This window comes from Sphingomonas adhaesiva (assembly GCF_036946125.1).
Lineage (GTDB): Bacteria > Pseudomonadota > Alphaproteobacteria > Sphingomonadales > Sphingomonadaceae > Sphingomonas > Sphingomonas adhaesiva_A.
In genome coordinates this window covers 437,508-464,130 of the sequence record NZ_JAQIJT010000002.1, presented here as the reverse complement: position 1 = coordinate 464,130, position 26,623 = coordinate 437,508, and the positions used below count along the sequence as shown (strand labels likewise).

Genomic DNA, 26,623 nt, shown 5'->3' with positions numbered 1-26,623 from the left:
ATGATTATGGAATCTCAGCTGGCCATTGTGCAGCGCAGCGTCAAGGCGTGACGCCGCGCTGCTCCCATCGGTTCCGCTCGTCCGCCAGCAGGTCGGGCGCGCACACCCGCCCCTCGCGCGCCGATGTCTGTGCCGCGATCAGCACCGCCATCACCGCCAGCGCCTCGACCGGATGGACCGGGCTCGTCGCCTGTCCCGCGATCGCCCCCGCCACGGCGCGGTAGAAGGCGCGTTGATCCCCCGGCACCGCCGCGCGCTCCCGCTTCTCCCCCTCGGAATCGATGACGATCAGCGGATCGGGGTCCTCGCCCCAACCCGCGCCGCCGGCGCGCGCCCCGGCGACCAGTTGCGCCTCCTGTCGATCGGCGCCGTGCTTGACCAGGCTGCCGCGCGTCCCGTGCGCCACGAAGCGGTGCGTGCCGCCGGCCACCAGCGACCCCGCATGCAGGACGACGCGGCGCTCGCCATACAGAAGGACGACATGCGCCCAGTCGTCGACCGCCGCGCCGTCGCGCTGTCGCGCCAGCGACGCCAGCACGCCGTCGGGCAGACCGAAGAGCAGCAGCGCCTGATCGATCAGGTGCGGCCCCAGGTCGAACCACACCCCCGCCCCCGGCGCGTCATGCTCGCGCCAGCGATCGCGTACCGCGGGGCGAAAGCGGTCGAAATGCGACTCCCAATGCCGCACCTCGCCGATCACGCCCTCCGCGATCGCCGCCGATATGGTCAGGAAGTCGCTGTCCCACCGCCGGTTGTGGAAGACGAACAGCTGCCGCCCTGCCGCCTCCGCGACCTCGATCACCGCGCGCGCCTGTGCCAGATCCAGCGCGAACGGCTTGTCGACGACGACATGCCTGCCCGCCCGGAGCGCCGCGCACGCCAGCGGGGCATGCGTGTCGTTCGGCGTCGCCACCACGACCAGCCCGATCGCCGGGTCGGCCAGCATGGCGTCGATGTCGGCGTGGACCGTCACCGCCGGCCAGTCGCGCCGGACCTCGTCCGCGCGACGCGACACCACCGCGCGCAGGTCGAGCGCGGTCACCCCGGCGATCAGGGCTGCGTGGAACGTCCGCCCGGCATAGCCGTAACCGACCAGCCCGACCCCGATGCGATCCTCCACCCAGCCCCCTTCATGCCATTTCGCGCAGCCACTCCTCTTCCGGCGCGCGCGCCGACCGCGTCAGATTGGCCTTGTCCGCGGTATCCTCGTAACCGATCGCCACGCCGCAGAACAACATCCGCTCCGCCGGCACCTCCAGGAAGCGCTCGACCGTCTCCGGAAACACCGCCCAGCACTCCTGCGGGCACGTCGCCAGCCCCTTTTCGACGGCCAGCAGCATCAGATTCTGCAGATACATCCCCAGATCCGCCCATTGCGGCGGCCCCATGCGACGATCCACCGTGACGAAATAGGCCGCGGGCGCGCCGAAGAACTGGAAATTGCGCGCGAACCAGATCGCGCGCGCCTTCTTGTCCTCGCGTGGGATGCCCAGCCGGCCGTACATCTCCTCGCCGATCGCAAAGGTGCGTTGCCGATACAGGTCGTCCATCTCCTTGGGATAGATGTCGTATCCGGGCGTCTCGCTCTCGCGGCGCTCGATCTTGCCCGCCATGATCTCCTTAAGCCGCCGCATCGACTCGCCGTGGACGATGTCGACATGCCACGGCTGGATGTTGCCGCCCGTCGCCGCGCGCGCCGACGCGACCGCCAGCTCGCGCAACAGCGCCGGTTCCACCTCCCTGTCGACGTATCCGCGCACCGATCGACGTGCCTGAATGGCCGTTGCTACATCCATTTGCCTCTCCGCCTCTTGCCGTTCGCGTCAATCTGCGCGATCAGGGCAGGGATAACAGTTGTTATGGAGAGTCGGAAGATGGCCGAAGCCTATATCGTCGAAGCGGTGCGCACGGCTGGTGGACGTCGCGGCGGCAAACTCGCCGGCGTGCACCCGGTCGATTTGGCGGCACAGGTGCTCGACGCCGTGATCGAGCGCTCGGGGATTCCGGGCGAAGCGGTCGAGGACGTGGTGATGGGCTGCGTCAGCCAGGGCGGCGAACAGGCCGGCCAGGTCGGCCGCAACGCCGTCCTCGCCGCCAAGAAGCTGCCGCAGAGCGTCCCAGCGGTCACGATCGACCGTCAGTGCGGCAGTTCGCAGCAGGCGATCCAGTTCGCCGCGCAGGCGGTGATGTCGGGCACGCAGGACGTGGTGATCGCGGCGGGCGTGGAGAGCATGACCCGCGTGCCGATGGGCTCGACCTACAAATTGTTCTACGATGCCGGTCTGGGCAAGAACAAGTCGCCGGGGCTGGAGGAGAAGTATCCTGGCATCAACTTCAACCAGTTCGCCGGTGCGGAGATGATCGCCAAGAAGTACGGCTTCACCCGCGAACAGCTCGACGACTTCTCGCTCAACTCGCACCGCAAGGCCGTCGCCGCGACGCAGGGCGGCAAGTTCAAGGACGAGATCGTTCCGATCGAGGTCGAGACGCCCGAGGGCAAGGAACATCACACCGCTGACGAGGGCATCCGCTACGACGCCTCCGCAGAGGGCATGGCCGGCGTGAAGAAGCTGTCCGAAGAGGGCGTGCTGACCGCGGCCTCCTCCAGCCAGATCTGCGACGGCGCCTCCGCCGTGCTGATCGTCAGCGAGGAAGCGCTCAAGAAGTACGATCTGAAGCCGCTGGCGAGGATCAAGTCGCTCACCGTCACCGCGGGCGACCCCGTCGTCATGCTGGAGGAACCGCTGTTCGCGACCGACAAGGCGCTGGCGAAGGCGGGCCTGACGATCGACGACATCGACCTGTACGAGGTGAACGAAGCGTTCGCGTCGGTGCCGATGGCGTGGCTCCACCACACCAAGGCCGATCCGTCGAAGCTCAACGTCAACGGCGGCGCGATCGCACTCGGCCACCCGCTCGGCGCCTCGGGCACGAAGCTGATGGCGACGCTGGTCCACGAACTGCGCCGTCGCGGCGGCAAGTACGGGCTCCAGACGATGTGCGAGGGCGGCGGTGTCGCCAACGTCACGATCATCGAGAACGTCGACGCCTGACGGCGGCCGGTTTTCACCCCGTTCGTCCTGAGGAGGCACTGAGCTTGTCGAAGGGCCGTCTCGAAGGGCGGTGCTTCGAGACGCGGCTTCGACTGCGCTCAGCCGCTCCTCGGCACGAACGGTTCTCTATCTGGAAAGGAACAATATGAAGCTCGACAACACCGTTTCCGCCGTCATCACCGGCGGCGCCTCCGGCCTCGGCGCCGCGACCGCGCGCGTGCTCGCCGCCAAGGGCGTGAAGGTCGCGCTGTTCGACCTGAACGAGGAAAAGGGCGAGGCGCTGGCGCAGGAACTGGGCGGCGTGTTCTGCAAGGTCAACGTGACCGACGAAGCGTCGGTCGACGCCGGCTTCGAAAAGGCGCGCGCCGCGATCGGTCAGGAGCGCATCCTGGTGAATTGCGCCGGCACCGGCAACGCGATCAAGACCGCCAGCCGCAGCAAGGAAGACGGCAGCATCAAGCACTTCCCGCTCGATGCCTTCAACATGATTATCCAGATCAACCTGGTCGGTACGTTCCGCTGCATCGCCAAGTCGGCAGCCGGCATGATGACGCTCGACCCGACCGAGGACGGCGACCGCGGCGCGATCGTCAACACCGCATCGGTCGCGGCGGAGGACGGCCAGATCGGCCAGGCCGCCTATTCCGCGTCGAAGGGCGGCGTCGTCGGCATGACCCTGCCGATCGCGCGCGACCTGATGAGCGAGGCGATCCGCGTCAACACCATCCTGCCCGGCATCTTCAACACGCCGCTGCTGGCCGCCGCGCCGCAGAACGTGAAGGACGCGCTGGGTGCGCAGGTGCCGTTTCCGAAGCGTCTGGGCAATCCGGAAGAATACGCCAGCCTCGCGCTCACGATGATCGAGAACTGCTATTTCAACGGCGAGGACGTGCGCCTCGACGGCGCGATCCGCATGGCGCCGCGTTGATCCCGATCGGGCGGGGCCATGCGCCCCGCCCTCCTACCACAGGCCGACCCATGGCGCGCCCCACCTCCGACCGGCTGCCGCTGAACCGATATCCGGTCCGCATCGTCATCCCGACCCGCTTCCAGGATCTGGATGCGATGGGTCATATCAACAACGTCGCCTTCGCCGCGCTCTTCGAGGATGCGCGCGTTCGCTTCAACTGGTCGCTCGGACGCCTGAACCGCGGCGATGGCTTCCGCGCGGTCGTGGCGCGCAACGAGGTCAATTACCTCGCGGAAGGCAGCTATCCGGAGGACGTGGAGATCGCGACCGGCGTCGGCCGGATCGGCACCCGTTCCTGGGACATATTGGCGGTGATGCACCAGAAGGATCGCGCGATCGCCACCTGCGACACGACGATCGTCATGACGCATCCCGCCGATGGCGGCATCCCCGACGATTTCCGCGCACGACTGGCAGCGATGACGCTCGACGACGCAGCCGCCTAGTCCCCCAAAATCCGAAGTTCGGCTCTTTGATATCGTCATCCCAAGCTAGAGCGGGACCTTTGCAAAACGGGCGCAACAGCACCGAGCCCATGCCGTGCTCCTGCGCAGGCAGGAGCCCAAGGCCCAGCAGAGAAACGCTCTATTGGACCTGCAACCCTGAGCTCCTGCCTACGCAGGAGCACGGTGTAGCCTTTGAAAGGTCCCGCGAAGGCCGGGGCCCAGCATCGGCACGCTCGTAAGATGCTGAAACCGGCCCCCAACTGGGCCCCGGCCTTCGCGGGGGACGAAGACTTTTGCAAAGGTCCCGCTAAAGCCGGGATGCCGCTTACCTTCGGCACGGTGCGAAAGATGTGGGACCCGGGTCAAGGCTCCCCCGAGCGAAATCGAACGGCCCGGGGTTAGGGAGAAGAACCGAACCTCTGTTCCACCGGCCTAGCCGCGCGGCGTTAGCTTCAGCAGCCGTCCCTGCGACCCATCGGCGCCGTCCTCCAATACCCAGATGGCGCCGTCGGGCCCCTGCTCGACCTCGCGGATGCGCGCGCCCATCGACCATTGATCGCCCTTGGTCGCGGACGTACCGTTCACATCGACGCGCACCAACGATTGCGACGACAGCCCGCCGATGAACGCATCGCCCTTCCATTGCGGGAACAGGTTGCCCGAGTAGATCATCAGCCCGGCGGGGGAAATCGCCGGATTCCACCAGACCTTGGGCGCTTCATAGCCGTCGCCCGCAGCATGATCGGGAATGTCGCGCCCGTCGTAATGCGAGCCGTTGGACACGTTCGGCCAGCCGTAATTACGTCCCGGCAGGATCAGATTGACCTCGTCCCCGCCCTTGGGCCCCATCTCCTGCTCCCACAGGTTCCCCTGCGCATCGAATGCGATGCCGAGCAGGTTGCGGTGGCCGTAGCTCCACACCTCGGGCTTGAAGCCTTGCGCGGCGAGCGGATTGCCGGGCGCGGGCTGACCATCCGGGGTCAGGCGCAACACCTTGCCCAGCGTCCCGCCCTTGTCCTGTGCCGGTGTGAATTTCTGCCGATCGCCCGCGGTGAAGAACAGATATCGTCCATCGGGGGAGAAGGCGATCCGCCCCGAATAATGGCCGTTTCCGTCGACCAGCGGCGATGCGCGCCACAGCGCCTCGATCGACTGCAACCGCTCGCCACCCGCCGTGGACGTGTCGAGCCGTCCGCGCGCCAGCACGACGCCCTTGCCGCCCTCTCCGGCGGCCGAATAGCTGAAGTACACACGCCCACTCGTCGCGAAATCGGGCGCCAGGACGACGTCCATCAACCCGCCCTGTCCCGCCGCGTCGACGGGGAGCGTCGCCACGGTGCGGCGGGTGCGTCCATCCGCCGATACGAGCAGCAGGTCGCCGCGCTTCTCCGTCACCAGCATGCGGCCATCGGGCAGGAAGGTCATCGCCCACGGCTGATCGAAATCGGCCACCGCCGCGGTAGCGAAGGGCAAGGCGCCGGAGGTGGCGGACGGAGTCGGCGCCGGCGTCGAGGCACTGGGCGTCGGCGCGGGTGTCGCGGTATCCTCGCCGGAGCAAGCGCTGGCGACACTCAGGGCGGCGACGAAGGCGATGCGGTGCAACACGACGGATGTCCTCTCCCGCGCCATCGCATCATGCGTGGCTGGCGCACATCCAATCGGTCGGTCGGGCGTTGGTTCCGCTCAGTATCCCGCCGTAGCGGAAGGCAACATTATGTTACCTGAAGCAAGCCGCGGCGCCGTCCCGTGCAGGCGAGACAGGGTCGCGGAACGAAGGATCAGGCTGACATCGCCGGCCAGACGCCATCCCGCCTCCGGGATCGGCGGAAAACGATGAGCGATCACCGGCTAGGTGATTGCGCGGTTCGATCACTCCCGCCTCCCGGCCGGGGAGGCGGGCGAAAGCCGCTTCGCTCAGTTCAGGCGACCGACCCCCGCAATCGCGCGGTCGACCAATGCCCGGTCGCTGTCGGCATCGTGACGCTCCGCGATCAGCGCCGCCGCCGCGGCTGCGGCCGCCTCGGCCGTGCGGACGCGGACCTCGGCGATCGCGGCGCGCTCGGCAGCGGCGATCTTGTCCTCCGCCATCTTCGCGCGGCGATCCATCAGCGTCTGCGTGTCCGCCTTCGCCTTGGTGACGATAGCGGCTGCCTCGTGATGCGCATTCTCGCGCATCGCCGCCGCATCGGCCTCGGCCGAACGCGCCTTCGCCAGATACTCGTCGCGCAGCGCCTCGGCCTCGCGACGCAGCTGTGCGGCCTCGTCCAGCTGGCGGCGGATCTCGCCGATCCGCTTGTCGAGCATCGCGCCGATCGCCGCCGGCACCTTCATCAGCACCATGCCGAGCAGCACGACCAGCGCCGCCAGCCCCACCCAGCCGGTGTCGTTGAAGCCGAGCGCGGAGGGCGCGGCGTGCGGCGCGGCGCCCTCGTGCACCTCGCCGGTCAGCCCGCTGCCGTTCGCGACGTCGCGCGGCTCGAGCGGCTGCGCGGTGGTGGCGTCGGCCAGGTTCTGCGCGACCTGCGCATCTGCCGCCGTGGCGGTCATGCCGGGATTAGCCATGATTGAGCTGCCTGCGCACCGCCTCGTTGGCGGATTCGGGGGTGACGGCGACGCCGGACAGGCGCTGCACCAGCTCCTGCGCAGCCTCGGCCGCGATCGTCTGCACGTTGACCATCGCCGCGGCCTTCGCGTTGGCGATCGCAATGTCGTGATGCGCCACGCGCTCGGCGAGGTCGGCATCGGCGGAGCGCATCTGCGCTTCCGCGGCGGCCGCCGCCTGCGCCTTCGCCTTGGCCACTTCGGCCTGGGCGGCGGCGCGCGCGGCGTCCATCTGCGCGGTCCATGCCGCCTCGGTCGTGTCCGCCTCGCCGCGCGCGGTTTCCGCGGTGGCGAGATCCTGTGCGATCTGTGCATCGCGCAGGTCCATCACGCCCTGAACTTTGGGCACCATCATCTTGCCGATCCCGAAGTACAGGATGCCGAAGGTGACGAGCAGCCAGAAGATCTGGGACGCGTAGGTGGCGGCGATCTGACTGATTTGAGGCATGGTGGTCCGCTATCCTAGGTCAGGGGCCCCGCCCGCGCCGGGCGGGGCCGGTTCGTCGGCGTGGTTACGCGACGAACACCAGGATGATCATGGTCACGAAGGCGAGCAGGCCCAGAAGCTCCGCACCCGCGAAACCGATGAACAGGCGACCCTGCTGGCCGTCGGCGGCACCCGGATTGCGCAGCGCACCCTCGAGGAAGGCGGCGAACACGTTGCCCACGCCCAGCGCGGCGATGCCCATGCCGATGGCGGCCAGACCAGCACCGAGCAGCTTGGCGGCTTCTGCGTCCATTTTGAATACTCCCGTTGAAATCATTAGGTTGGAAACGAAAACTCAGTGCAGGTTGACCGCGTCGTTCAGATAGACGCTGGTCAGCAGTGCAAAGACATAGGCCTGGATCGCGGCGACCAGCAGCTCCAGCAGCGTGATGCCGATCATCAGCACGAAGCTGGGCAGCGACACGATCGCGACATAGCCCGGCCCCAGGTTGACGCCGTTGATGACGAACGCCGCCAGCACCTTGAGCAGGATGTGCCCCGCGGTCATCGCGACGAACAGTCGCAGACCCAGCGAGAACGGCCGCACCAGGAAGCTCATCAGCTCGACGACGAAGATCAGCGGGATCATCACCACCGGCGTGCCGTGCGGCACGAACAGGCTGAAGAAGTGGAAGCCGTGACGCCCGAAGCCGACGATCAGCACGATCGAGAAGCTGATGATCGCCAGCACGCCGGTGACGGTCAGATGGCTGGTGACGGTGAACGGGTGCCAGCCCGGCACGATGCCGACCGGCATCAGCCCCAGGATGTTGGCGAAGAGGATGAACATGAACAGCGAGAAGACGTACGGAACGAAGCGCTTGCCCTCCGGCCCGATGTTCGACGTCAGCATGTTCTGGACGAAGCCGGTGAACCCCTCCACCGCGGCCTGCCAGCGACCGGGGACTAGCTCGCGCTTCATGCCCCCCAGCATGAACAGCCACAGCGTGACGAGGGTGATGACCATCCACAGCGCGGAATTGGTGAAGGACAGGTCGTACCCCGCCACCACCCAGCGCTGACCGAGCACCGGCTCGATCAGGAACTGGTGCATCGGATCGATCTTGCCGCCTTCTGCCGCCACGTGTTGGTCCCCGGTTACGTCGAATACGTCAAATGCCTGGCGTTCAAGCGTCCGGTTGGTCCGGGCGCCTGGTCGTCAGGCGAATGATCTGCCTGAACGCCACCGCTATTCCCAGGAACAGCAGCACGATCAGTCCCCACGGCGAGGTGCCGAACCAGCGGTCTACGAGCCAGCCGATCAGCGCCGAACCGACAAGACTTCCGATGAGCGCGGCAAGAACGCGGTTGCCCAGCTGATAGCCGGCATCACCCTGTTCGTGCACGCCCCCCGTGCGAACCGCCTCGTCCCTGCGCGCCTGCTCCAGCCGTCGATCGAGGGAAGCGAGCCGCGGGTCCGCCGCGTCGTGGAAATCCTGTCCGGGCCTGTCCTCCGCCATGTGCGCATCCTCATCCCGAGATCGTTCGAACCGAAGGGAGAATGCGCGCGGGCGGCGAGCAGCCCCGCCAAGGCGCCGTCCGGTTAGCGGGGGGTATCAGGGGTGTCAACCGTTGCGGACACCCGCATGACCTGCGTCAATCGACCGCGCCCCTCCCCCGCGGGACGACCGCCATCAGGCACCGGCACGGCCGCGCACGGCGTCACACGCAGCGCGAATCGCGCTCGGCCGGACCGCTGCCGCGCGTTTCCCACGCACCGCTGGGCGCCTTGTACTTCTCGCCCGGCTTTGTCTGCGCGATCAGGTTGCAGCCGCTGGTGAAGGCGAGTTGCTCGACGGTCGCGCCCGAAGCCTGCGCCTTTTGCGTGTAGGCGGCCTTGCGCTGGATATTGATGTTGCTGACGAGCGCGCGCAGGTCCGCGTTGCCCGCCCCGACGACACCCAGATAGCCGTCGGGCTGCTCGCCCACCTGCCCCGCCGCCCGCGCCGCGGCATAGGCGGGGTCGCGCTGCGCCAGCGCCGCACCCGATACACCCGCCAGCACCACCGCGGCGGCGATCGTCATGATATGCTTGCGAGTCATCAGAAAATCCCCGGGTTCTGCTTGATGAGCGACTTCGCCTCGTTGTCGAGGCGATAGACCACTTCCTGCGTCACGTTGATGTTGAGATTGATCTGGATCGGCTTGTCCGGCGCGGAGATGTTGACGCATCCCGCCCCGAACAGCAGCGGCAGCGCCGCCAGGATCCGCATATTCCTCATGTCGCTGGAGGTCGTGTCGCCCATCACGTTCGTCAATCCCGTTTCGCTGGTGGCACAGTGTCGCTTGCGCGCGGCTGAACGTCGCGCGGTTCCGCTGCGGTCTGGCGGTTCTGCTCGTCGATCAGCGACTGCAGGTTGCGCGCGACCAGCCGCTGCGGATCGTAGAAGGACGCCGCCGAATCGATCAGCCCGCGGAAGGGCGCGCGGATCGTGATGTTGAACACGATCGGCAATCGCGTCAGCCGCCGCAGCAGGAAGTTGCTCCTGGCCCCCTTGCCCTGGCTGATCCCGGCGAACCGGACCCCCGTCACCATCTCGCCCGCCAGCGGCCCGTCCATTTCGATGTCCAGGTTGCGATACGTGAGCGAGCGCAGCGACTGGAACGCCAGATTGCCCCAGACCCCCAGATCCTTCTCGGTCAGTTCGCCCAGATAGGCGATCCCGCCCCCGCCCGGCCGCGCGGACAGCCGCCCGCCCTCGATTCGCCCGCCGTTCGCGTCGAAGATCATCGGCAGCACGCCGTCGAACGTGCCGGTCGCGTTGAGATTCTCGAAATCGAACTGTTGCAGGAACTTGCCCGCGTCCATTCCCGTGACGTGGAAGGTCAGACGGCGCGCGTCCGCGGCGCCGAAGTCGAGCAGCGTCGGGTCCAGCGACAGCGTCCCGCCGGCGAACGGCCAGATGCCGCTCTCCACCTTCACCCGCGTGTTCGGCAGCGTCTGATAGACGATGCGCCCGTCGGTCACCGGCACGCCCGGATTGATCGAGGCGATGGTGGCGACCTGCCCGGGGGCGCTTTCCAGCGCGAGCAGGTCGGTGAACCGGATCGTTCCGGCAATTCCCGTGACGGGACCGAACGCGGCGGCGAGATCGGTTTTGGCGGTGGTGAAGGTGCCGGTGCTGGTCACGCCCTGCGAATCCCAGCGGATGTCCCCCTGCCCGCTCACGGTGCCGCGCACATCCGCGATCACCCCGAAGGTCAACCGCGTCAGCAGTTCCGGCTGGAGCTTGTCGCCGAACGTGATGCCGGGGACCGCCAGCCGCGCATGGCCCGCGCCCGATCTCAGCCGGTGGGTGATCGCGACATCGGCGACGCGGGTGACGGTGGTCGGCTCCAGCAGCTGCCCGGTCGCCGCGATCTCGCCATCCCGCAGCGCGAGCGTCACGTCGCGCGCCGCCATCGACTGAAACCGCGGCGGCGCGCAGGCATCGGCGACCCGCAGTCCGCCCGACAGCGTCAGCCCGCGCGCGCCCAGCGCCCAGTCGCCCGCCCCCTCGCTCATCACGAGGGGAACGTTGGCGATCTGCCCCGCAGCACCCCGGAACGTCCCGACCACCCCCGCCGGGGTGAGCCGCCCCGCGAGTTGCATCGCATCGATCCGCGTCTCACGGCCCGGCGCGCCGATCGTGGCGCGCACATCATCCAGCGCAAAGTCGCGCGTCGCCAGCCGCACCGTGCCGCCGGCGCTGGCGACCCCGAGCGGGGTCCCACCGATCGCGCCTGCCACGGCGGTAGCGTCGAGGCGCCCCCCGCCACCCACCCGACCGTTCGCCACGATAACCAATGCCTGTCCGAGCGGACACAGCCGGAATTGCGCCGGCCCGAGCCGAAGGCCCGACACCGACAGCGCATACAAGCGAACAGGCGTGCAATCGGGATTGATCGACACCTGTCCGCCGCGCCAGCGTACCGCGACCGGCACGGTCAGCCGCTCGACCCGTCCGTCGCCGAGCGGCCCGCTGAGCGTCGCTCCCGTCGCGAGCCCGCGCGAATCGAAGCGGATCGGCGTGAGGTCGAGCCGTGCGCCATCGGCGGCATAGGGTGCGACTCGCGCGGTGCCGCCGATGGCGCCCGACCGATCCTGCCGCAGATCCGCGTCGATGCCAGGCAGGCCACCGCCGCCCAATTGCCACTGCCCGCCGAAGGTCACCTCGCCCCACCGGATCGGCGCGCCGGCCATCGCCAACCGTGCGCCATTCGTCGCGCCGACCGACACCCGCGGCACCGCGATGCCCGCGCTGCTTCGCTGGACCTGCGCCTCGACCGAGAAGTCGCCCGCCGCCAGCGACGCCGCGCCGACGGCGCGTCGGATCAAGGGCGCCAGCGGCGTCCCCTCCCCCGCGGTCGCGAAGCCCGCCATCCGCCGCCGCCCCGCCGGATTTAGCGCGACACCCTGCGCGGACACGATGCCGTCGAGCGCGAGGCCGTTGCGATCGATGCCGAAGCGGCCATTCGCCAGCCCGCCGCGTGCGCGCGCCTGCGGTATCACGATCGCGCCGCTCGACAGATGTCCCGTCCCCGACGTGCCGGAGGCCGTTCCCGCGAACGACACGTCTCCACCGAGCCCCGTCAAACGCGCCCCCGCCGCGGCGAGCGACTGCGCCTGAAGTGCCCGCACCTCGCCACGCCAGTCATTCAGCGCGGGGTTCAGGGCGACGCGCACGCGCGCAGCCGGGGCGACGACCCGCACTCCCTGCTCGCAGGTCGCTTCCTGCGCCGCCAACGGCCCCGCTATTGTCGGCGCGCCGCGCCGGACGATCACGTCGAGCGCCACGCGCGCCGCACGAATCGTGCAGCCGCCCATGACATACCGCTCCGCTACCGCGGCCACATCGCCCGAAAAGCCGTCGTCCAGCCGCCCGCGACCGCTCAGGCGCAGGCCCACCACGCCGCCGTCGCCGTCCACCCGCACCCGCGCATCGGCCACGTCCACATCGATCGCCGGCAGTTCGAAGGGCCCGCCGCCCGTTGCGGTCGGAATCAGCCGGTCGATCGCCCCCAGCGACAGCGTGCCATCGCGCCATCTCGCGCGCGCACGGACATGGCCGGCCCGGATCGCGACGACGCGCGGCCCCGCGAGTCCGATCTCGGTCGCCGTCTCGATCCAGTCCGCCACCAGATCGGGTGCGTCAGGATCGCCGATCACGACATCGGTCAGCCGTTGGCGCCCCAGCCCCAGGTCGGTGATATGATACCGCGCCGGCACCCCGCGACGTGCCAGTTCGCGATCGATGACCCGCGTCGCGATGGGAACGCGCGACAGCCACACGCCCCCCGCCGCCGCGAGCGCCAGAACCGATACCGCCACGGCCACGCGCCGACGCCGAACGCCGCGCCGTGGCCGCTCGTCGGGTGCCGTCACTCGCGTCGTCCAGAAATGGTCATTACGGACGTGGCATAGCCTCTGCCACGCGCCGGGCGCAATTGCAGGTGGCCGGGCGTCGCTTTAGCATCATCCACGATGCTCGACGCCGATACGCCCGTCACCGACGCCAGGGGCCATCGCGCCCGGCTGCGCGCACGTCTGTTTGCGGACGCGGAGGGCCTGCACGACCATGAGCTGATCGAGTATCTGCTCGCGGTCGCATTGCCGCGGCAGGATACGAAGGACCTCGCCAAGCGGCTGCTGCACGAATTCGGCGGGATCGGCGGATTGCTCGCCGCCGATCCTCAAGCGCTCGCGCGCGTGTCGGGCATGGGAGAGATCAGCACGGCGGCTGTCAAGATCGTGCACGCGGCGTCGCTGCGCATGATCCGCGCGCGCGCGCGCGCCGCCCCCGTGCTTGCCAACTGGCAGGCGCTGGCCGACTATCTGCATGCCGCGCTGGCACATGACACGGTCGAGGAGTTCCACGTCCTCCACCTCAACACGCGCAACATGCTGATGCGTGACGAAACCATGTCGCGCGGCACGATCGACGAGGCGCCGGTCCATGTCCGCGAGGTGATCCGCCGCGCACTGGATCTGGGATCGGCCGCGCTCATCCTCGTCCACAACCATCCCTCCGGCGACCCGTCGCCCAGCCGCGCCGACATCGACGTCACTCGCGCGATCATCGCCGCCGGCGCGCCACTCAACATAACGGTCCATGACCATATCATCGTCGGGGTCGGCGGACAGGTCAGCCTGCGCGCGAAGGGCCTGATCTAGGGCCGGTCAACCGCCCGCGGTGGTGGACTTCGCCCCGATAAAGAACGCGGTCAGTTCCTCGCGCGACACCGCACCCGAGCCGCTGGTATTCGCCTGCTTGAATGCGGCCTCGGTCCACGGCTTGCTGACCGATTCGCCAGGCTCGCTGGCAGGAGCATGCGCTTTCAACGCCGCCATCCACCTGGCGAACTCTTCCTTTTCCAGCCGGCCCGACCGATTCGCATCATAGGCTGCGAACTCGCGGCTGACGATCGCCGCCACCTGACGCGCCGGCGTCTGCGGAACACCCTCGATCGTCTTTACCGGCGCCGCGGGTGGCGTGGCCGTCGTCGCCGCCGCCGACTTGGAGGTCTGCGCCGGCGGAACGGCACTGGGCGTACCCGGGGTCGTAGTTGCCGGCACCGCCTTGTCCGGCGTGGCGGCCTTCTGCGGAGCATCCGCACGCGCGTGGGAAGCATCCGTTTCCTGTGCGCTACCCTGAGCGTAAAGCGGGCCGGCGACGGTCATGACCGCGACTGCGGCGATGTACTTCAGCATTGATCCTCTCCATTGTCCGCGTGACATTGCGTCTATCGCGGGCCGCCGCCGGATTTGTGGCAACGGCGATCTTCGAGCAACTAATGTATCAGACTTACGCCCGGTTCCCAAATTCCGGGCGATTTGCCCCGATGCGCCGGCGCTGCTACCCGCGCGGCCGACCGCGCAATCGCCCAGGAACACTCCCGCATGATCCCCCGCTACGCCCGTCCCGACATGACCGCGATCTGGACCCCCGAGGCGCGCTACCGCATCTGGTTCGAGATCGAGGCACATGCGACCGACGCGCTCGCCGAGCTCGGCGTGGTGCCCAAGAGCGCGGCCGAGGCGCTGTGGCGCTGGTGGGCGACCAACCCCGCGATCGACGTCGACGCGATCGATGCCATCGAGGCGGTGACCAAGCATGACGTGATCGCCTTCCTGACGTGGGTGGCCGAGCAGGTCGGCGACGAGGCGCGCTTCATGCATCAGGGCATGACCTCCTCCGACGTGCTCGACACCACGCTGTCGGTCCAGCTGGCGCGCGCCGCCGACCTGCTGCTGGCCGACATCGATCAGTTGCTCGTGGTGCTGAAGCGCCGTGCGAAGGAGCATAAACTGACGCCGACGATCGGGCGCAGCCACGGCATCCACGCCGAGCCGGTGACGTTCGGGCTGAAACTGGCACAGGCGCATGCCGAGTTCCGCCGGCACCGCACCCGCCTCGCCGCCGCGCGCGAGGACATCGCCACCTGCGCGATCTCCGGCGCCGTCGGCACGTTCGCCAACGTCGATCCGCGGGTCGAGGAACATGTCGCCGCCAAGCTGGGCCTCGCGATCGAGCCGGTTTCCACACAGGTCATCCCGCGCGACCGTCACGCGATGTTCTTCGCCACGCTGGGCGTGATCGCGGGCTCGATCGAGCGCGTCGCGACCGAGGTACGACACCTGCAACGCACCGAGGTGCTGGAGGCGGAGGAGTATTTCTCGCCCGGACAGAAGGGTTCGTCGGCGATGCCGCACAAGCGCAACCCGGTGCTGACCGAGAATCTGACCGGGCTGGCGCGGATGGTGCGCGGCTATGTCACGCCGGCGCTGGAGAACGTGGCGCTATGGCATGAGCGCGACATCAGCCACTCCTCGGTCGAGCGCTACATCGCGCCGGACGCGACGATCACGCTCGACTTCGCGCTGGTGCGGCTCACCGGCGTGATCGACAAGCTGCTCGTCTATCCCGAGCGGATGCAGAAGAACCTGGACCGCATGGGTGGGCTGGTCCACTCGCAGCGGGTCCTGCTGGCACTCACCCAGGCCGGCGTCAGCCGCGAGGATTCGTACCGGCTGGTGCAGCGCAACGCGATGAAGGTGTGGGAATCGGACGGCCAGCTGTCGCTGCAGGAACTGCTGAAGGCCGACCCCGAGGTCACCGCGGCGCTGTCACCATCGGAAATCGACGAGAAATTCGATCTGGGCTATCACTTCAAGCATGTCGACACGATCTTCGACCGGGTGTTTTCCTGACATGCATCACCCCGGCCGCGCGCCGGGGTGACGATCGCGGGCTCATCCCCGCCCGCGATACGGCGCCACGCCCTGATCCGGCAGCCACAATCCCTCCGGCGCGGCGCCAGACTGCCAGAAGACATCGATCGGAATGCCGCCGCGCGGATACCAATAGCCCCCGATACGCAGCCAGCGCGGCGTCATCTCGCGGAACAGCCGCTCGCCGATGCCGACGGTGCAATCCTCGTGGAACGCCGCATGGTTGCGGAACGCGCCCAGGAACAGCTTCAGCGATTTCGATTCGACGATCGTCTCCGCCGGCGCATAGTCGATCACCAGATGCGCGAAGTCTGGCTGGCCGGTGACGGGACACAGCGAGGTGAATTCCGGGCTGGTGAAGCGCACCAGGTACAGCTGGTCGCGGCGCGGATTGGGGACATAGTCGAGCTCGGCCTGCTCGGGCGAGGCGGGAAGCGGCGTCGACTGGCCTAGATGCTTGGGGGTCATCCGCGCCACATAGGCGCGGCGACGCGGAAATGCGACCTGTTCCACCGCCCGGCGGGGCGGCTATGGAGGCGGGATGGAACCGCTCGTCACCCCCGCCTGGCTCGCCGCCCATGCCGATGCCCCCGACCTGCGCATCGCCGATGCCAGCTACCACGTCTCGCTGGCCGGCGAGCCGGTGCGCGATGCCGCGGCGGAGTTCGCCGCCGGGCACATCCCCGGCGCGGTGTTCATGGACCTCGCGGCATTTTCCGACACCGCCAGTCCGCTGCCCTCGACCATGCCGGGGCCGGCGCAGTTCGCCAGCCGCATGGGCAAGCTGGGGCTCGGCGACGGGACGCGGATCGTCCTCTACGACGATGCAGCGCACCGCACCGCGGCGCGCGCCTGGGTGATGCTGCGTGCGTTCGGCTTCACCGATGTCGCGATCCTGGACGGCGGGCTGGCCGCGTGGAAGGCAGCTGGCCTGCCGCTCGACCGCGGTGCCGTCACCCCCCGTCCCCGTCACGCCACCCCGCGCGAGGTCGGCGTCGGGCTGCGTGACATGGCGCAGGTCCGATCGGCGCTGGATGGGGGTGCCGAACAACTGGTCGACGCCCGCTCCGCCGCGCGCTTCACCGGCGAGGAGGCGGACCCGCGCGCAGGCGTCGCCCCCGGCCACATGCCCGGGGCCCGCAACCTGCCCTATGGTCGCCTGTTCGAACCCCACGGGACATGGAAGCGCGGCGACGCGCTGGCGGAGGCCTTCCGCACGGCGGGCGTCGACCTCGACCGCCCGATGACGATGACGTGCGGCTCCGGCATCACCGCGAGCGTGCTCGCGTTCGGCGCGCACCTGCTGGGCCGCGACGCATCGGTCTACGACGGCAGCTGGACCGAATGGGGCACGGACCCCACCACCCCCAAGGCGACGGGAGCGGCGGCATGAGCGAACGCTCCGACAAGCCCGCGACGCAGGTGGTCGGCGCGGGTCGACGCCGCGAATGGACGCAGGGGATCGTCAACACGCCCGTGTGGCGCGCCTCGACGATCCTGTACGACGATGTCGCGCACCTGCGCGCGGCGGGGGGACGCGACACGCACCACCGCCTCTTCTACGGTCGCCGCGGTACCCCGACGCAGTGGAGTCTGGCCGACGCCCTGACCGAGCTGGAGCCGGGCGCGGAAAACACCTTCCTCTATCCCAGCGGGGTCGCGGCGATCGCGGCGGTGCTGCTGACCGTGTTGTCGCCCGGCGACGAGTTGCTGCTGGTCGACAGCGCCTATGATCCCACGCGGTCGATGGCGGACGGGCTGCTCGGGCGCTTCGGCGTCACGACGCGCTATTACGATCCGCTGATCGGCGCCGGTATCGCCGAGGTGATCGGCCCCGCCACGCGCGCGATCTTCATGGAAAGCCCCGGCAGCCTGACCTTCGAGGTACAGGACGTCCCCGCCATCACCGCCATCGCGCGCGAGCGCGGCATCGCCACGATCCTGGACAACACCTGGGCCACGCCGCTGCTGTTTCCGGCGATCGCGCACGGCGTCGATTACACGATGCTTGCCTGCACCAAATATGTCGTCGGCCATTCCGACGTCATGCTCGGCTCGGTCACGGCCGCGCCGGGTCGATTCGCGGCGCTGCGCGATACCAGTTTCCAACTTGGTCAGGTCGTCAGCCCCGACGATGCGTGGCTGGGCAGCCGGGGCCTGCGTACCATGGCGGTGCGGCTGAAGCAGCACGAAGCGAGCGCGCTGAACATCGCGCGCTGGCTGGGCGAGCAGCCCGACGTCGCCGAGGTACGCCATCCCGCGCTGCCGTCGTGCCCCGGCCATGACATATGGCGGCGCGACTTCGCGGGATCGTCCGGGCTGTTTTCGTTCGCGCTGGCGGGCGGCGACGAGCGCGCGCGCGCCGCGTTGATCGATTCGCTCGACCGTTTCGGCATCGGCTACAGCTGGGGCGGGTTCGAAAGCCTGGCGCTGCCGGTCGATCCGCACCGCTATCGCAGCGCCACCACGCCCAAGTTCGCCGGCCCGCTGGTGCGATTGCAGATCGGACTGGAGGATCCCGACGACCTGATCGCGGATCTGGCGCGCGGGCTCGACGCCTTCCGCCGCGCACGCGGATGACCGTCGCGACCGACTGGCTGACGCGGTATGGCATCGCCGTGCCCGATCGCGCCGATGCGATCGAGGCCGCGGTGGCCGGGGGCCTCGTCCTGCTGATGCTGGCGGTCGGCCTGGCTGCCGCGCGGACGCTCGGCCCGCGGCTGGCGGATTGGTGGAAGGCGCACGCCGGGCGCACCGCGGGCGTACTGCGCCCGCGGCTGAGCGCGATCCTGCGTCACGGCACCGCCGCGCTGCTGCTGGCGCTGCTGCTCGTCGCCTATCCCTGGTCCGCGCTGGCCGGGGTGCCGATCGGCATCGCGCTCGGTGCCGCCGCCGCCATGACCGTCCACCATGTGATGCGCGGCGTCGGCATCCCGCGCTGGGCGTCGTGGACGGTCGAGGCGATCGTCTTCGTCACGTTGGTCAGCCGCGCGGTCGGCGGACTGGAGCCGATCACGCGCACGCTGGACGCGATCGGCGTCACGGTCGGATCGCGGCGGCTCTCGTTGCTGGCGCTGGTCAGCACGCTGGTGACCGTCGTCGTGCTGATCGCGCTGGTCCGCCTCGCCAATCGCGTATTGGGTCATTCGATCGAGGGCGCGCGCGCGCTCGACCCGACGCAGAAGATCCTGGCGCAGAAGATCGCCGGCATCGCCGCGGTGGTGGTCGCCTTCTTCTTCGGGATCGACCTGCTGGGGATCGACCTCACCGCCTTCGCCGTCTTCTCCGGCGCGTTCGGACTGGCGGTCGGCTTCGGGATGCAGAAGACGATCGGCAATTTGATCGCGGGCATCATCCTGCTGATGGATCGATCGATCAAACCGGGCGACGTCATCGCGGTCGGCACCAGCTTCGGCTGGGTCAACAAGATCGGCGTGCGCGCGGTGTCGGTGGTCACCCGCGACGGCAAGGAGCATCTGATCCCGAACGAGGACCTGATGACCCGCGAGGTCGAGAACTGGTCCTATTCCGATCGCAACGTGCGGGTCCGCATTCCGGTGCGCGTGCCGTACGATTGCGACCTGAAGGTGGCGCAGGCGCTGATGCTCAAGGCCGCGATCGACTCGCCGCGCGTGCTCGACAGCCCGAAGCCCAACGTGTGGCTGACCGCGTTCGGCACGGACGGCGTCGAGCATGAGATACTGGCGTGGATCAGCGATCCGGAGAGCGGGGTCGGCAACGTGAAGTCGGACGTGCTGAACCGGCTGTGGGTCGCGTTCAGGGAAGCGGGGATCGCGATCCCCTTCGCGCAGCGCGAGGTGTATGTGCGGGGTTGGACGGGACCGAGCGAGCCGTTACCCCGGCCTTGAGCGAGACCTCAGCAAAAGTCTCCACCGTGCTCCTGCGCAGGCAGGAGCCCAGGGTTGCCGGTCCCTACAGGCGTTATTCTGCCTGACCCTGGGCTCCTGCCTGCGCAGGAGCACGGCCGGTACGCGGCGCTGTTGCATCCATTTTGCTAAGGTCGCGCCTGGAGCCGGGGTCCCGCTTCCATCGCGACACCGGAGAAGAAGCGGGACCCCGGGTCGTGCCCGGGGTGACGCCGGCCTTACGGCTGCGGCGTGGCGGTCGCGGCCGGCGCGGCGGTGGAGGCGCGCGCGTTCTGCCCGTCGCCCTGCGGCGCGGCGACGATGTCGCGCGTCGTCTGGCCCTTGTCGATGACGTTGGTCTGCGGGTCGCCGACCGCGGAGCGGATGCCGGGCTGACCCGACGACGCGCCGCCGGCCTGGTCGATCACGCCCGCCTCCGCGCCACTGCGCGGTGCGGTACCGCCGAACAGCGCGTCGAGCGCCTGCGCCTGGGGGTTGGTGCCCTGCGTCCGCGCCGCACCCGGCTGCGGGGGGACCAGCGCGAAATCGGGCGGGATGATGAGCGGCGCCTGGCGCGCCACCGCGAACTCGTCGGGGCGCGCCCGGTCGAACCCGCGCTTCCCGCAACCGGCCAGCAGGGCGAGCGCCGTGATCGAGGCCACCACGACGACAGACTTACGCATGGACATTCTCCGAAGGATCGGGGCGCTTCTCGCGGATCAGGAGCGCGCGCACCAGCAGAATCAGCACGCCGATGGTAATAGCGGCATCGGCGACGTTGAAGACGAGGAACGGGCGCCACTCGCCGAAGTGGAGATCCGCGAAATCCACGACATAGCCCAGCCGGATCCGATCGAGGATATTGCCCAGCGCCCCGCCCAGCACGAGGCCGAGCGCGGCGCGATCGACCGGCTTCTCCTCGCGCGTCATCCACACCGCGACGCCGATCGCGATCGCCCCGGTGAAGGCGACCAGCAGCCAGCGCATCGTCTCGGTCTCCGCGCGCAGCATGCCGAGCGACACCCCCTCGTTGCGGGTGTAGCGCAGGTCGAAGACCGGCAGGATCGTCCTGTAGGCGCCCAGGAAATCGATCCCCATCGGGCCGGTGACGATCCACTTCACCAGCTGATCGACGACGAACACCACGCCCGCGATCAGCAGCCCGGCACGCAGACGCGTCACGCGACCACCTGTTCGCAGCGCGCGCACAGGCCGTCGTCGGCGTCGACCTCCGGCAGGTGCCGCCAGCAGCGGCCGCATTTATGGAAGTCGGTCCGGGCGACGTCGACCGTCGCGGCGGGCGTCACCTTGGCGACGATGAACGCCTCCGCCAATTCGTCGGCGCCGAGCGGCATGTAGGGGACGGTGACGTCCGCCTCCAGGCTGGAGCGCACGGTCTTCTCACGCCGCAGCGGCTCGATCGCCTCGGTCACGCGCTCGCGCAAGGCGCGCACCTCGGCCCAGCGCGGTGCCACGTCCTCCCCCGTCTCGGCCGGCAGCTCGGGCCATTCGAGCAGGTGGACGGAGCCGTCCGCGTCCGGGAAGCGCGACTGCCACACTTCCTCCGCGGTGAAGACCAGCACGGGCGCGGCCCAGCGCACCATGGCGTGGAACAGCACGTCGAGCATCGTGCGGTAGGCGCGACGCCGGGCGTCGGCCGGCGCGTCGCAATACAGCGAATCCTTGCGGATATCGAAGAAGAAGGCGGACAGGTCCTCGTTGGCGAAATCGGTCAGCAGCCGGACGTAGCCGTTGAAGTCGAAGTCCGCGATCGCGCGCTTCAGCTGCGCATCGAGCGCGTGGGTGAGATGGAGCATGTAGCGCTCCAGCTCGGGCCATTGCGCGACCGGCAGCCGCTCCTCTTCCGCAAAACGGTCGAGCGCGCCGAGCAGGTAGCGGAACGTGTTGCGCAGCTTGCGATACTGGTCTGCGACGCCGGCCAGGATCTCCTTGCCGATGCGATGGTCCTCGGTGAAGTCGACCGACAGCGCCCACAGCCGCAGGATGTCCGCGCCATAGTCGCGCATCAGGTCCAGCGGGTTGATGGTGTTGCCGAGCGACTTGGACATCTTCATGCCCTTGGCGTCCATCGTGAAGCCGTGCGTCAGCACCGCGTCGTACGGCGCGCGCCCGCGCGTGCCGCAACTCTCCAGCAGCGACGACTGGAACCAGCCGCGATGCTGGTCCGACCCTTCCAGATACAGGTCCGCGGGCCAGCGCAGCTCCGGCCAGCGCCCGCTGTCGAGGACGAAGGCGTGAGTGCAGCCCGAATCGAACCACACGTCGAGAATGTCGGTGACGCGCTCGTAATCAGCGGGGTCGTGATCGGGACCGAGCAGCGCGGCGGTCGCCTCGTCGCTCCAGGCGTCGACGCCCCTCTCGGCCACCGCCGCGACGATGCGCGCGTTGACCGCGGGGTCGACCAGATACTGGCCGGTACGGCGATCGACGAACAGCGTGATCGGCACGCCCCAGGCACGCTGGCGCGAGATCACCCAGTCGGGGCGCCCCTCGACCATCGCGCCGATGCGGTTGCGGCCCTTCTCCGGCACGAAGCGGGTCGCCGCGATGGCGGCGAGCGCGCGTTGGCGCAGCGTGTCTCCCTCTCCCCCGGTGGGAGACGGAGGGAGCGGCGAAGCCGCGGAAGGGTGAGGGGGAGTGGAGCCCGGCGCGCCGATATCATCCCCCTCACCCTTCCCACTCGCTTGCGCGAGCGGGCCCCTTCCCTCTCCCACGAGGGGAGAGGGAGCCAAGGCCTTGTCGACGGGGATGAACCATTGCGGGGTGCAGCGGAAGATGACCTTCGCCTTCGACCGCCACGAATGGGGATAGCTGTGCTGAAAGTCGTCCGACGCCGCCAGCAGCATCCCGGCCTCGCGCAGGTCGGTGCAGATCGGGCCGTCGCTCGCCACGAACTTCTTGTTGATGACGCTGCCCTGCCCGCCGAGCCAGAGCCAGTCGTCGCGGTACATGCCCGCCGCATCGACCGCGAAGACGGGCTCGATCCCGTGCCTTTTGCACAGGTCGAAATCGTCCTCGCCATGATCGGGCGCCATGTGGACGAGGCCGGTGCCGGCGTCCGTCGTGACGAACTCGCCCTCCAGGAACGGGCGCGGGGTGGCGAAGAAGCCGCCCAGATGATGCATCGGATGGCGCGCGGTCGCCCCCTCCAGCACGGGGCCCTTCACCAGCGCGACGATCCCCTCCAGCTTGAGCCCGGTGCGCTTCGAGAAGGCGGGGAACAGCGGCTCGGCGACGAGGTAGCGCTTGCCCCCGCTTTCGAACTGGAGGTAATCGACCGCCGGGCCGTAGGCGAGCGCCTGATTGACCGGGATCGTCCAGGGCGTGGTGGTCCAGATGACCGCGATCGTGCCCGCGAGCCCCGGATATTCGGGGCATTGGATCACCTCGAACCCGACGTCGATCTGGGTCGAGGTCACGTCCTCGTACTCGACCTCCGCCTCGGCCAGTGCGGTCTTCTCGACCGGGGACCACATCACGGGCTTGGCCCCGCGGTACAGCTGGCCGCTTTCGGCGAACTTCATCAGCTCGGCGACGATCGTCGCCTCCGCCGCGAAGTCCATCGTCAGATACGGCTTGTCCCAGTCGCCGTTGATGCCGAGGCGCTGGAGCTGCGCGCGCTGGGTATCGACCCACTTCTGCGCATAGGCGCGGCATTCGGCACGGAATTCCTCCGCCGGCACCTCGTCCTTGTTGCGCTTCTTCTTGCGATACTCCTCCTCGACCTTCCACTCGATCGGCAGGCCGTGGCAGTCCCAGCCGGGGACGTAGGGCGCATCCTTGCCCAGCAGCGACTGGGTGCGGACCACCATGTCCTTGAGGATATGGTTGAGCGCATGGCCGATATGCATGTCGCCATTGGCATAGGGCGGGCCGTCGTGGAGGATGAACGTCTCCCGCCCCGCGCGCGCCTCGCGCAGGCGGCGGTAGAGGTCGAGCGACTGCCACCGCGCGAGGATCGCAGGCTCCTTCTGCGGCAGCCCCGCCTTCATCGGGAAGTCGGTCTTCGGCAGGAAGACGGTATCGCGCCAGTCGCGCGGCGTATCGGATGCATCGGCCATGGAAGACCGGCCTTAGCGCGACCTTATTCCGCCAGCAACTCGCGTGCCCGCGCGCAATCGCGGTCCATCTGTTCCACCAGCGCGTCGAGCCCGTCGAACTTCGCCTCGGCCCGCAGATAGTCGATCAGCGACACCTCGATCAGCTGATCGTAGAGATCGCCGCTGAAATCGAAAAAATGCGGCTCCAGCAACTCCTTGGGCGGATCGAAGGTGGGGCGGATGCCGAGGTTGGCGGCGCCGGTCAGCTGCCGCCCGTCGGCCAGGCGCGCGCGCACCGCGTAGATGCCATAGGCGGGGCGCAGGTAATTACCCATATCGACGTTCGCGGTCGGATAACCGATCGTGCGGCCCAGCTTGTCGCCGTGCTGGACGCGGCCCTGAATCGCGAACGGCCGGGTGAGCAGCCGCGACGCGGTGCGCGGATCGCCGTCGCGCAGCGCCTCGCGGATGCGGGTGGAGGACACCGGCGCGCCGTCGAGCATGACCGCGCCGACGGTATCGACCGAAAAGCCGTCGCGCTCCCCCGCGGCGCGCAGCGTGGCGATGCTGCCGCCCTTCTTCAGGCCGTAGGTGAAGTCCTCCCCGGTGACGACGCCGCCGACACGGAGCGCCGCCACGAGCCGCTCGGCGACGAAGGCCTCGGCGGTCAGATGCGCGAAGGCGTCGTCGAAGGCGAAGACGACCATGGCATCCGCCCCGGCCTCCGCGAAGAGACGCTCGCGCTGGTCGAGCGTGGTGAGGCGGAACGGCGGCGTGTCGGGACGGAAATAGCGCACCGGGTGCGGATCGAAGGTGGCGACGAGCGCCGGGCGCCCCTCGCGGCGGGCACGCGCCACCGCGCGGCGCACCACTGCCTGGTGCCCGAGGTGGAAACCGTCGAAATTGCCGAGCGCGACGATCCCGCCCGCGAGATGCGCGGGCACCGCCGAGCCGCCGTCCAGCCGCTCCATGCGCACGGCTCTAGGGGCGCGCGGCGGGCGGGGCAATCGGTCAGCGTACCAGCGTGACGAAATCGTGCGCGGGGCGGTCGCCGTCCGCGGAGTGGGCCTCGCGCGCGATCTCGCGCCAGCCGGTGATGGGGGGGACGATCGCGTCGCCGGCGGGCGCGACATGGACCTCGGTCAGTTCGATGCGGTCGGCGCGGTCGAGGAACAGCGCGAAGACCTCCGCCCCGCCGATCACCGCGACCTCCCCCCCGCCTCCAACCATGCCCGCCAGCGCCAGCGCTTCGTCTGGACTACGTGCGATCTCAGCGCCTTGCGCGCTCCAGCTCGTATCGCGGGTGAGGACGATGTGGCGGCGGCCGGGGAGCGGCGCGGGGAAGCTCTCGAAGGTCTTGCGCCCCATCACCATCGGCTTGCCCATGGTCAGCGCCCTGAACCGCTTCAGATCGGCGGGCAGGTGCCATGGCAGGCGGCCGTCGACGCCGATGACGCCGTTGTCGGCACGCGCGAGGACGAGGACGATCATGCCCAGCGTGCTACGCGTGGACGACCTGGAGCGCCAGCGCGCACAGCGTCGCGACCACGATCAACAACAGGTAATCCCGCATCATCGCCTCCCTCGTCAGCTTTCGATTACATCTGTAATCGATCGGCTGAACGCGGGATGAACGTCACACCGCGACGGGGGCCTTGATATGGGGCTGCGCCTCGTAGCCGTGGAGCACGAAGTCCTCCGCCTCATAGGCATCGAGCGAGGGGGGATGCCGCGCGATCTCCAGCCGCGGGAGCGGGCCGGGGGTACGCTCCAGCTGGGTGCGGGCCTGCTCCAGGTGGTTGGAATAGAGGTGGCAGTCGCCGCCGGTCCAGATGAACTCGCCCGGCTCCAGCCCGCATTGCTGCGCCAGCATGTGCGTCAGCAGCGCATAGCTGGCGATGTTGAAGGGGACGCCCAGGAAGATGTCGGCGGAGCGCTGGTACAGCTGGAGCGAGAGGCGGCCGTTCGCGACATAGGTCTGGAACAGGCAATGGCAGGGCGCGAGCGCCATGGCGTGCAGGTCGCCGGGGTTCCAGGCGGTGACGATCTGGCGGCGCGAGGCGGGATTGGTGCGGATCTGCTCGACCAGCTCCGCGATCTGGTCGAGGTGGCGGCCATCGGCGGTCGCCCAGTCGCGCCACTGCTTGCCATAGACGGGGCCGAGATCGCCGTTCGCATCGGCCCATTCGTCCCAGATGCTGACGCGGCGCTCCTGCAGCCAGCGGACGTTGGTGTCGCCGCGCAGGAACCACAGCAGCTCGACGATGATCGAGCGCAAATGCAGCTTCTTGGTGGTGAGGACGGGGAAGCCGTCCGCGAGATCGAAGCGCATCTGGTGGCCGAAGACGCTGAGCGTGCCGGTGCCGGTGCGGTCCATCTGGGGCGCACCCGAATCGAGCACGCGGCGCATGAGGTCGAGATATTGCTGCACGGGGGCGAGGATAGCGGGTGTCGGATGTTGGCGGAAGGTGGCGGTTTGTCGGCGCGAGCGGGTGAATGTCGGCGTTTCGCGCGGTGGAAGGTGTCGTGGGGTGGCGGGTAGCGTGTTGATGTAACGCGGTTTTCTCGCCGATGTTGGCGATGGTGGTGCGGAATGACGACGATGCGAAAGAACGGGGCGGGTTATGGCACGAGGGGACGGTTGTAGGACAGGGCTTTGCGCGCGGCACAGGCGCGGGAGCGGTTCCGGGCTCGCTTCCCGTCATGCCGGACTTGTTCCGGCATCCAGGGTTCCGCGCACCTCCGCGTCGGTGAGCGCGTGGAACTCTGGACCCCGGAACAAGTCCGGGGTGACGATGTGGGTGGGGCGGCGGCTCGCCCCTTGCCCGTCACCCCGGGTTTGACCCGGGATCCCGCTTGTTTGCGTCGGTGGAGGGAGAAGTGGGACCCCGGCTCGGGGCCGGGGTGACGGTGTGGGCGGGTGCATC

General features: G+C 68.9%; 27 protein-coding genes. 8 read left to right on the top strand and 19 right to left on the bottom strand.

All coding sequences use genetic code 11. From position 1 onward, the window contains the following. Positions 1 to 40: 40 nt before the first annotated feature. The gene (locus tag PGN23_RS08585; protein WP_335302474.1) at positions 41 to 1,120 is read right to left on the bottom strand and encodes an oxidoreductase; all 1,080 of its coding nucleotides are present in this window, start codon (positions 1,118 to 1,120) and stop codon (positions 41 to 43) included. A 10-nt stretch (positions 1,121 to 1,130) separates the two neighbouring features. Next, positions 1,131 to 1,760: a nitroreductase gene (locus tag PGN23_RS08580; RefSeq protein WP_335302473.1), complete on the bottom strand. Its 630-nt coding sequence runs from the start codon at positions 1,758 to 1,760 to the stop codon at positions 1,131 to 1,133. A 114-nt stretch (positions 1,761 to 1,874) separates the two neighbouring features. On the opposite strand from PGN23_RS08580, the gene PGN23_RS08575 reads away from it, so the two are divergent. The 3 genes from PGN23_RS08575 to PGN23_RS08565 all read left to right on the top strand — a co-directional run bounded on the left by PGN23_RS08575 (position 1,875) and on the right by PGN23_RS08565 (position 4,469). Continuing rightward, the gene (locus PGN23_RS08575) at positions 1,875 to 3,053 is read left to right on the top strand and encodes an acetyl-CoA C-acetyltransferase (protein ID WP_335302472.1); all 1,179 of its coding nucleotides are present in this window, start codon (positions 1,875 to 1,877) and stop codon (positions 3,051 to 3,053) included. Between the two features lie 145 nt (positions 3,054 to 3,198). Continuing rightward, positions 3,199 to 3,981 carry an SDR family NAD(P)-dependent oxidoreductase gene (locus PGN23_RS08570; protein WP_335302471.1) on the top strand — a complete coding sequence of 261 codons (783 nt, stop codon included), beginning with the start codon at positions 3,199 to 3,201 and terminating at the stop codon, positions 3,979 to 3,981. 50 nt (positions 3,982 to 4,031) lie between these two features. Next, positions 4,032 to 4,469 (top strand): acyl-CoA thioesterase, encoded by a 438-nt coding sequence (locus PGN23_RS08565; RefSeq protein WP_335302470.1) that lies wholly within the window; start codon positions 4,032 to 4,034, stop codon positions 4,467 to 4,469. Between the two features lie 432 nt (positions 4,470 to 4,901). Here PGN23_RS08565 and PGN23_RS08560 read toward each other — a convergent pair whose 3' ends face one another. The 9 genes from PGN23_RS08560 to PGN23_RS08520 all read right to left on the bottom strand — a co-directional run bounded on the left by PGN23_RS08560 (position 4,902) and on the right by PGN23_RS08520 (position 12,868). Next, positions 4,902 to 6,098 (bottom strand): PQQ-dependent sugar dehydrogenase, encoded by a 1,197-nt coding sequence (locus PGN23_RS08560; RefSeq protein WP_443019754.1) that lies wholly within the window; start codon positions 6,096 to 6,098, stop codon positions 4,902 to 4,904. Between the two features lie 285 nt (positions 6,099 to 6,383). After that, positions 6,384 to 7,031 carry a F0F1 ATP synthase subunit B family protein gene (locus tag PGN23_RS08555; RefSeq protein WP_335302469.1) on the bottom strand — a complete coding sequence of 216 codons (648 nt, stop codon included), beginning with the start codon at positions 7,029 to 7,031 and terminating at the stop codon, positions 6,384 to 6,386. After that, positions 7,024 to 7,518: a F0F1 ATP synthase subunit B family protein gene (locus PGN23_RS08550; RefSeq protein ID WP_335302468.1), complete on the bottom strand. Its 495-nt coding sequence runs from the start codon at positions 7,516 to 7,518 to the stop codon at positions 7,024 to 7,026. Before PGN23_RS08550 ends, PGN23_RS08555 begins: the two co-directional genes overlap by 8 nt. Before the next feature lie 64 nt (positions 7,519 to 7,582). Further along, the gene (locus PGN23_RS08545; protein WP_335302467.1) at positions 7,583 to 7,810 is read right to left on the bottom strand and encodes a F0F1 ATP synthase subunit C; all 228 of its coding nucleotides are present in this window, start codon (positions 7,808 to 7,810) and stop codon (positions 7,583 to 7,585) included. Positions 7,811 to 7,852: 42 nt separating this feature from the next. Beyond that, the gene (locus PGN23_RS08540; protein WP_335302466.1) at positions 7,853 to 8,641 is read right to left on the bottom strand and encodes a F0F1 ATP synthase subunit A; all 789 of its coding nucleotides are present in this window, start codon (positions 8,639 to 8,641) and stop codon (positions 7,853 to 7,855) included. Between the two features lie 43 nt (positions 8,642 to 8,684). Beyond that, on the bottom strand, positions 8,685 to 9,017 hold the full coding sequence (locus PGN23_RS08535) for an AtpZ/AtpI family protein (protein WP_335302465.1): 333 nt from the start codon (positions 9,015 to 9,017) through the stop codon (positions 8,685 to 8,687). 202 nt (positions 9,018 to 9,219) lie between these two features. Continuing rightward, positions 9,220 to 9,600 carry a YdbL family protein gene (locus tag PGN23_RS08530; protein ID WP_335302464.1) on the bottom strand — a complete coding sequence of 127 codons (381 nt, stop codon included), beginning with the start codon at positions 9,598 to 9,600 and terminating at the stop codon, positions 9,220 to 9,222. After that, entirely contained in the window at positions 9,600 to 9,803 is a 204-nt protein-coding gene (locus PGN23_RS08525; RefSeq protein WP_335302463.1) for a YnbE family lipoprotein, read from the bottom strand. Before PGN23_RS08525 ends, PGN23_RS08530 begins: the two co-directional genes overlap by 1 nt. 8 nt (positions 9,804 to 9,811) lie before the next feature. Next, complete coding sequence (locus tag PGN23_RS08520) at positions 9,812 to 12,868, bottom strand: YdbH domain-containing protein (protein WP_335302462.1); 3,057 nt, start codon at positions 12,866 to 12,868, stop codon at positions 9,812 to 9,814. A gap of 153 nt (positions 12,869 to 13,021) precedes the next feature. On the opposite strand from PGN23_RS08520, the gene radC reads away from it, so the two are divergent. Next, a complete protein-coding gene (gene radC, locus PGN23_RS08515) occupies positions 13,022 to 13,711 on the top strand; it encodes a RadC family protein (protein ID WP_335302461.1) in 690 nt (229 codons plus the stop codon). 6 nt (positions 13,712 to 13,717) lie between these two features. Here radC and PGN23_RS08510 read toward each other — a convergent pair whose 3' ends face one another. Then, entirely contained in the window at positions 13,718 to 14,248 is a 531-nt protein-coding gene (locus PGN23_RS08510) for an EF-hand domain-containing protein (RefSeq protein WP_335302460.1), read from the bottom strand. Positions 14,249 to 14,437: 189 nt separating this feature from the next. On the opposite strand from PGN23_RS08510, the gene purB reads away from it, so the two are divergent. Continuing rightward, the gene (gene purB, locus PGN23_RS08505; RefSeq protein WP_335302459.1) at positions 14,438 to 15,748 is read left to right on the top strand and encodes an adenylosuccinate lyase; all 1,311 of its coding nucleotides are present in this window, start codon (positions 14,438 to 14,440) and stop codon (positions 15,746 to 15,748) included. A 42-nt stretch (positions 15,749 to 15,790) separates the two neighbouring features. On the opposite strand, the gene queF is transcribed toward purB, so the two are convergent. Further along, positions 15,791 to 16,237 (bottom strand): preQ(1) synthase, encoded by a 447-nt coding sequence (gene queF / locus PGN23_RS08500; RefSeq protein WP_335302458.1) that lies wholly within the window; start codon positions 16,235 to 16,237, stop codon positions 15,791 to 15,793. Positions 16,238 to 16,310: 73 nt separating this feature from the next. Here queF and PGN23_RS08495 point away from each other — a divergent pair, with 73 nt between their 5' ends. From PGN23_RS08495 to PGN23_RS08485, 3 genes are read left to right on the top strand one after another with little or no spacing between them, the layout of a single operon-like run. Next, on the top strand, positions 16,311 to 17,162 hold the full coding sequence (locus tag PGN23_RS08495; RefSeq protein ID WP_335302457.1) for a sulfurtransferase: 852 nt from the start codon (positions 16,311 to 16,313) through the stop codon (positions 17,160 to 17,162). Beyond that, on the top strand, positions 17,159 to 18,349 hold the full coding sequence (metC, locus tag PGN23_RS08490; RefSeq protein WP_335302456.1) for a cystathionine beta-lyase: 1,191 nt from the start codon (positions 17,159 to 17,161) through the stop codon (positions 18,347 to 18,349). Before PGN23_RS08495 ends, metC begins: the two co-directional genes overlap by 4 nt. Then, on the top strand, positions 18,346 to 19,638 hold the full coding sequence (locus PGN23_RS08485; protein WP_335302455.1) for a mechanosensitive ion channel family protein: 1,293 nt from the start codon (positions 18,346 to 18,348) through the stop codon (positions 19,636 to 19,638). The genes metC and PGN23_RS08485 overlap by 4 nt, the downstream gene beginning before the upstream one ends. A 236-nt stretch (positions 19,639 to 19,874) precedes the next feature. On the opposite strand, the gene PGN23_RS08480 is transcribed toward PGN23_RS08485, so the two are convergent. From PGN23_RS08480 to PGN23_RS08455, 6 genes are all read right to left on the bottom strand, one after another. Then, entirely contained in the window at positions 19,875 to 20,318 is a 444-nt protein-coding gene (locus PGN23_RS08480) for a DUF3035 domain-containing protein (RefSeq protein ID WP_335302454.1), read from the bottom strand. After that, the gene (lspA, locus tag PGN23_RS08475; RefSeq protein ID WP_335302453.1) at positions 20,311 to 20,817 is read right to left on the bottom strand and encodes a signal peptidase II; all 507 of its coding nucleotides are present in this window, start codon (positions 20,815 to 20,817) and stop codon (positions 20,311 to 20,313) included. Before lspA ends, PGN23_RS08480 begins: the two co-directional genes overlap by 8 nt. Then, positions 20,814 to 23,717 carry an isoleucine--tRNA ligase gene (gene ileS / locus PGN23_RS08470; protein ID WP_335302452.1) on the bottom strand — a complete coding sequence of 968 codons (2,904 nt, stop codon included), beginning with the start codon at positions 23,715 to 23,717 and terminating at the stop codon, positions 20,814 to 20,816. The genes lspA and ileS overlap by 4 nt, the downstream gene beginning before the upstream one ends. A 23-nt stretch (positions 23,718 to 23,740) precedes the next feature. Continuing rightward, entirely contained in the window at positions 23,741 to 24,667 is a 927-nt protein-coding gene (locus PGN23_RS08465; RefSeq protein ID WP_335302451.1) for a bifunctional riboflavin kinase/FAD synthetase, read from the bottom strand. 40 nt (positions 24,668 to 24,707) lie between these two features. Then, entirely contained in the window at positions 24,708 to 25,187 is a 480-nt protein-coding gene (locus PGN23_RS08460) for a dihydrofolate reductase (RefSeq protein ID WP_335302450.1), read from the bottom strand. 145 nt (positions 25,188 to 25,332) lie between these two features. After that, the gene (locus PGN23_RS08455) at positions 25,333 to 26,127 is read right to left on the bottom strand and encodes a thymidylate synthase (RefSeq protein WP_335302449.1); all 795 of its coding nucleotides are present in this window, start codon (positions 26,125 to 26,127) and stop codon (positions 25,333 to 25,335) included. Between the last annotated feature and the right edge of the window lie 496 nt (positions 26,128 to 26,623).

Excerpts from the sequence above, each read along its gene's own strand:
- PGN23_RS08575 (WP_335302472.1), top strand. The coding sequence starts at position 1,875 with ATGGCCGAAGCCTATATCGTCGAAGCGGTGCGCACGGCTGGTGGACGT.
- PGN23_RS08570 (WP_335302471.1), top strand. The coding sequence starts at position 3,199 with ATGAAGCTCGACAACACCGTTTCCGCCGTCATCACCGGCGGCGCCTCC.
- PGN23_RS08565 (WP_335302470.1), top strand. The coding sequence starts at position 4,032 with ATGGCGCGCCCCACCTCCGACCGGCTGCCGCTGAACCGATATCCGGTC.
- PGN23_RS08560 (WP_443019754.1), bottom strand. The coding sequence starts at position 6,098 with ATGGCGCGGGAGAGGACATCCGTCGTGTTGCACCGCATCGCCTTCGTC.
- PGN23_RS08555 (WP_335302469.1), bottom strand. The coding sequence starts at position 7,031 with ATGGCTAATCCCGGCATGACCGCCACGGCGGCAGATGCGCAGGTCGCG.
- PGN23_RS08550 (WP_335302468.1), bottom strand. The coding sequence starts at position 7,518 with ATGCCTCAAATCAGTCAGATCGCCGCCACCTACGCGTCCCAGATCTTC.
- PGN23_RS08545 (WP_335302467.1), bottom strand. The coding sequence starts at position 7,810 with ATGGACGCAGAAGCCGCCAAGCTGCTCGGTGCTGGTCTGGCCGCCATC.
- PGN23_RS08535 (WP_335302465.1), bottom strand. The coding sequence starts at position 9,017 with ATGGCGGAGGACAGGCCCGGACAGGATTTCCACGACGCGGCGGACCCG.
- PGN23_RS08530 (WP_335302464.1), bottom strand. The coding sequence starts at position 9,600 with ATGACTCGCAAGCATATCATGACGATCGCCGCCGCGGTGGTGCTGGCG.
- PGN23_RS08525 (WP_335302463.1), bottom strand. The coding sequence starts at position 9,803 with ATGGGCGACACGACCTCCAGCGACATGAGGAATATGCGGATCCTGGCG.
- radC (WP_335302461.1), top strand. The coding sequence starts at position 13,022 with ATGCTCGACGCCGATACGCCCGTCACCGACGCCAGGGGCCATCGCGCC.
- PGN23_RS08510 (WP_335302460.1), bottom strand. The coding sequence starts at position 14,248 with ATGCTGAAGTACATCGCCGCAGTCGCGGTCATGACCGTCGCCGGCCCG.
- purB (WP_335302459.1), top strand. The coding sequence starts at position 14,438 with ATGATCCCCCGCTACGCCCGTCCCGACATGACCGCGATCTGGACCCCC.
- queF (WP_335302458.1), bottom strand. The coding sequence starts at position 16,237 with ATGACCCCCAAGCATCTAGGCCAGTCGACGCCGCTTCCCGCCTCGCCC.
- PGN23_RS08495 (WP_335302457.1), top strand. The coding sequence starts at position 16,311 with ATGGAACCGCTCGTCACCCCCGCCTGGCTCGCCGCCCATGCCGATGCC.
- metC (WP_335302456.1), top strand. The coding sequence starts at position 17,159 with ATGAGCGAACGCTCCGACAAGCCCGCGACGCAGGTGGTCGGCGCGGGT.
- PGN23_RS08485 (WP_335302455.1), top strand. The coding sequence starts at position 18,346 with ATGACCGTCGCGACCGACTGGCTGACGCGGTATGGCATCGCCGTGCCC.
- PGN23_RS08480 (WP_335302454.1), bottom strand. The coding sequence starts at position 20,318 with ATGCGTAAGTCTGTCGTCGTGGTGGCCTCGATCACGGCGCTCGCCCTG.
- ileS (WP_335302452.1), bottom strand. The coding sequence starts at position 23,717 with ATGGCCGATGCATCCGATACGCCGCGCGACTGGCGCGATACCGTCTTC.
- PGN23_RS08465 (WP_335302451.1), bottom strand. The coding sequence starts at position 24,667 with ATGGAGCGGCTGGACGGCGGCTCGGCGGTGCCCGCGCATCTCGCGGGC.
- PGN23_RS08460 (WP_335302450.1), bottom strand. The coding sequence starts at position 25,187 with ATGATCGTCCTCGTCCTCGCGCGTGCCGACAACGGCGTCATCGGCGTC.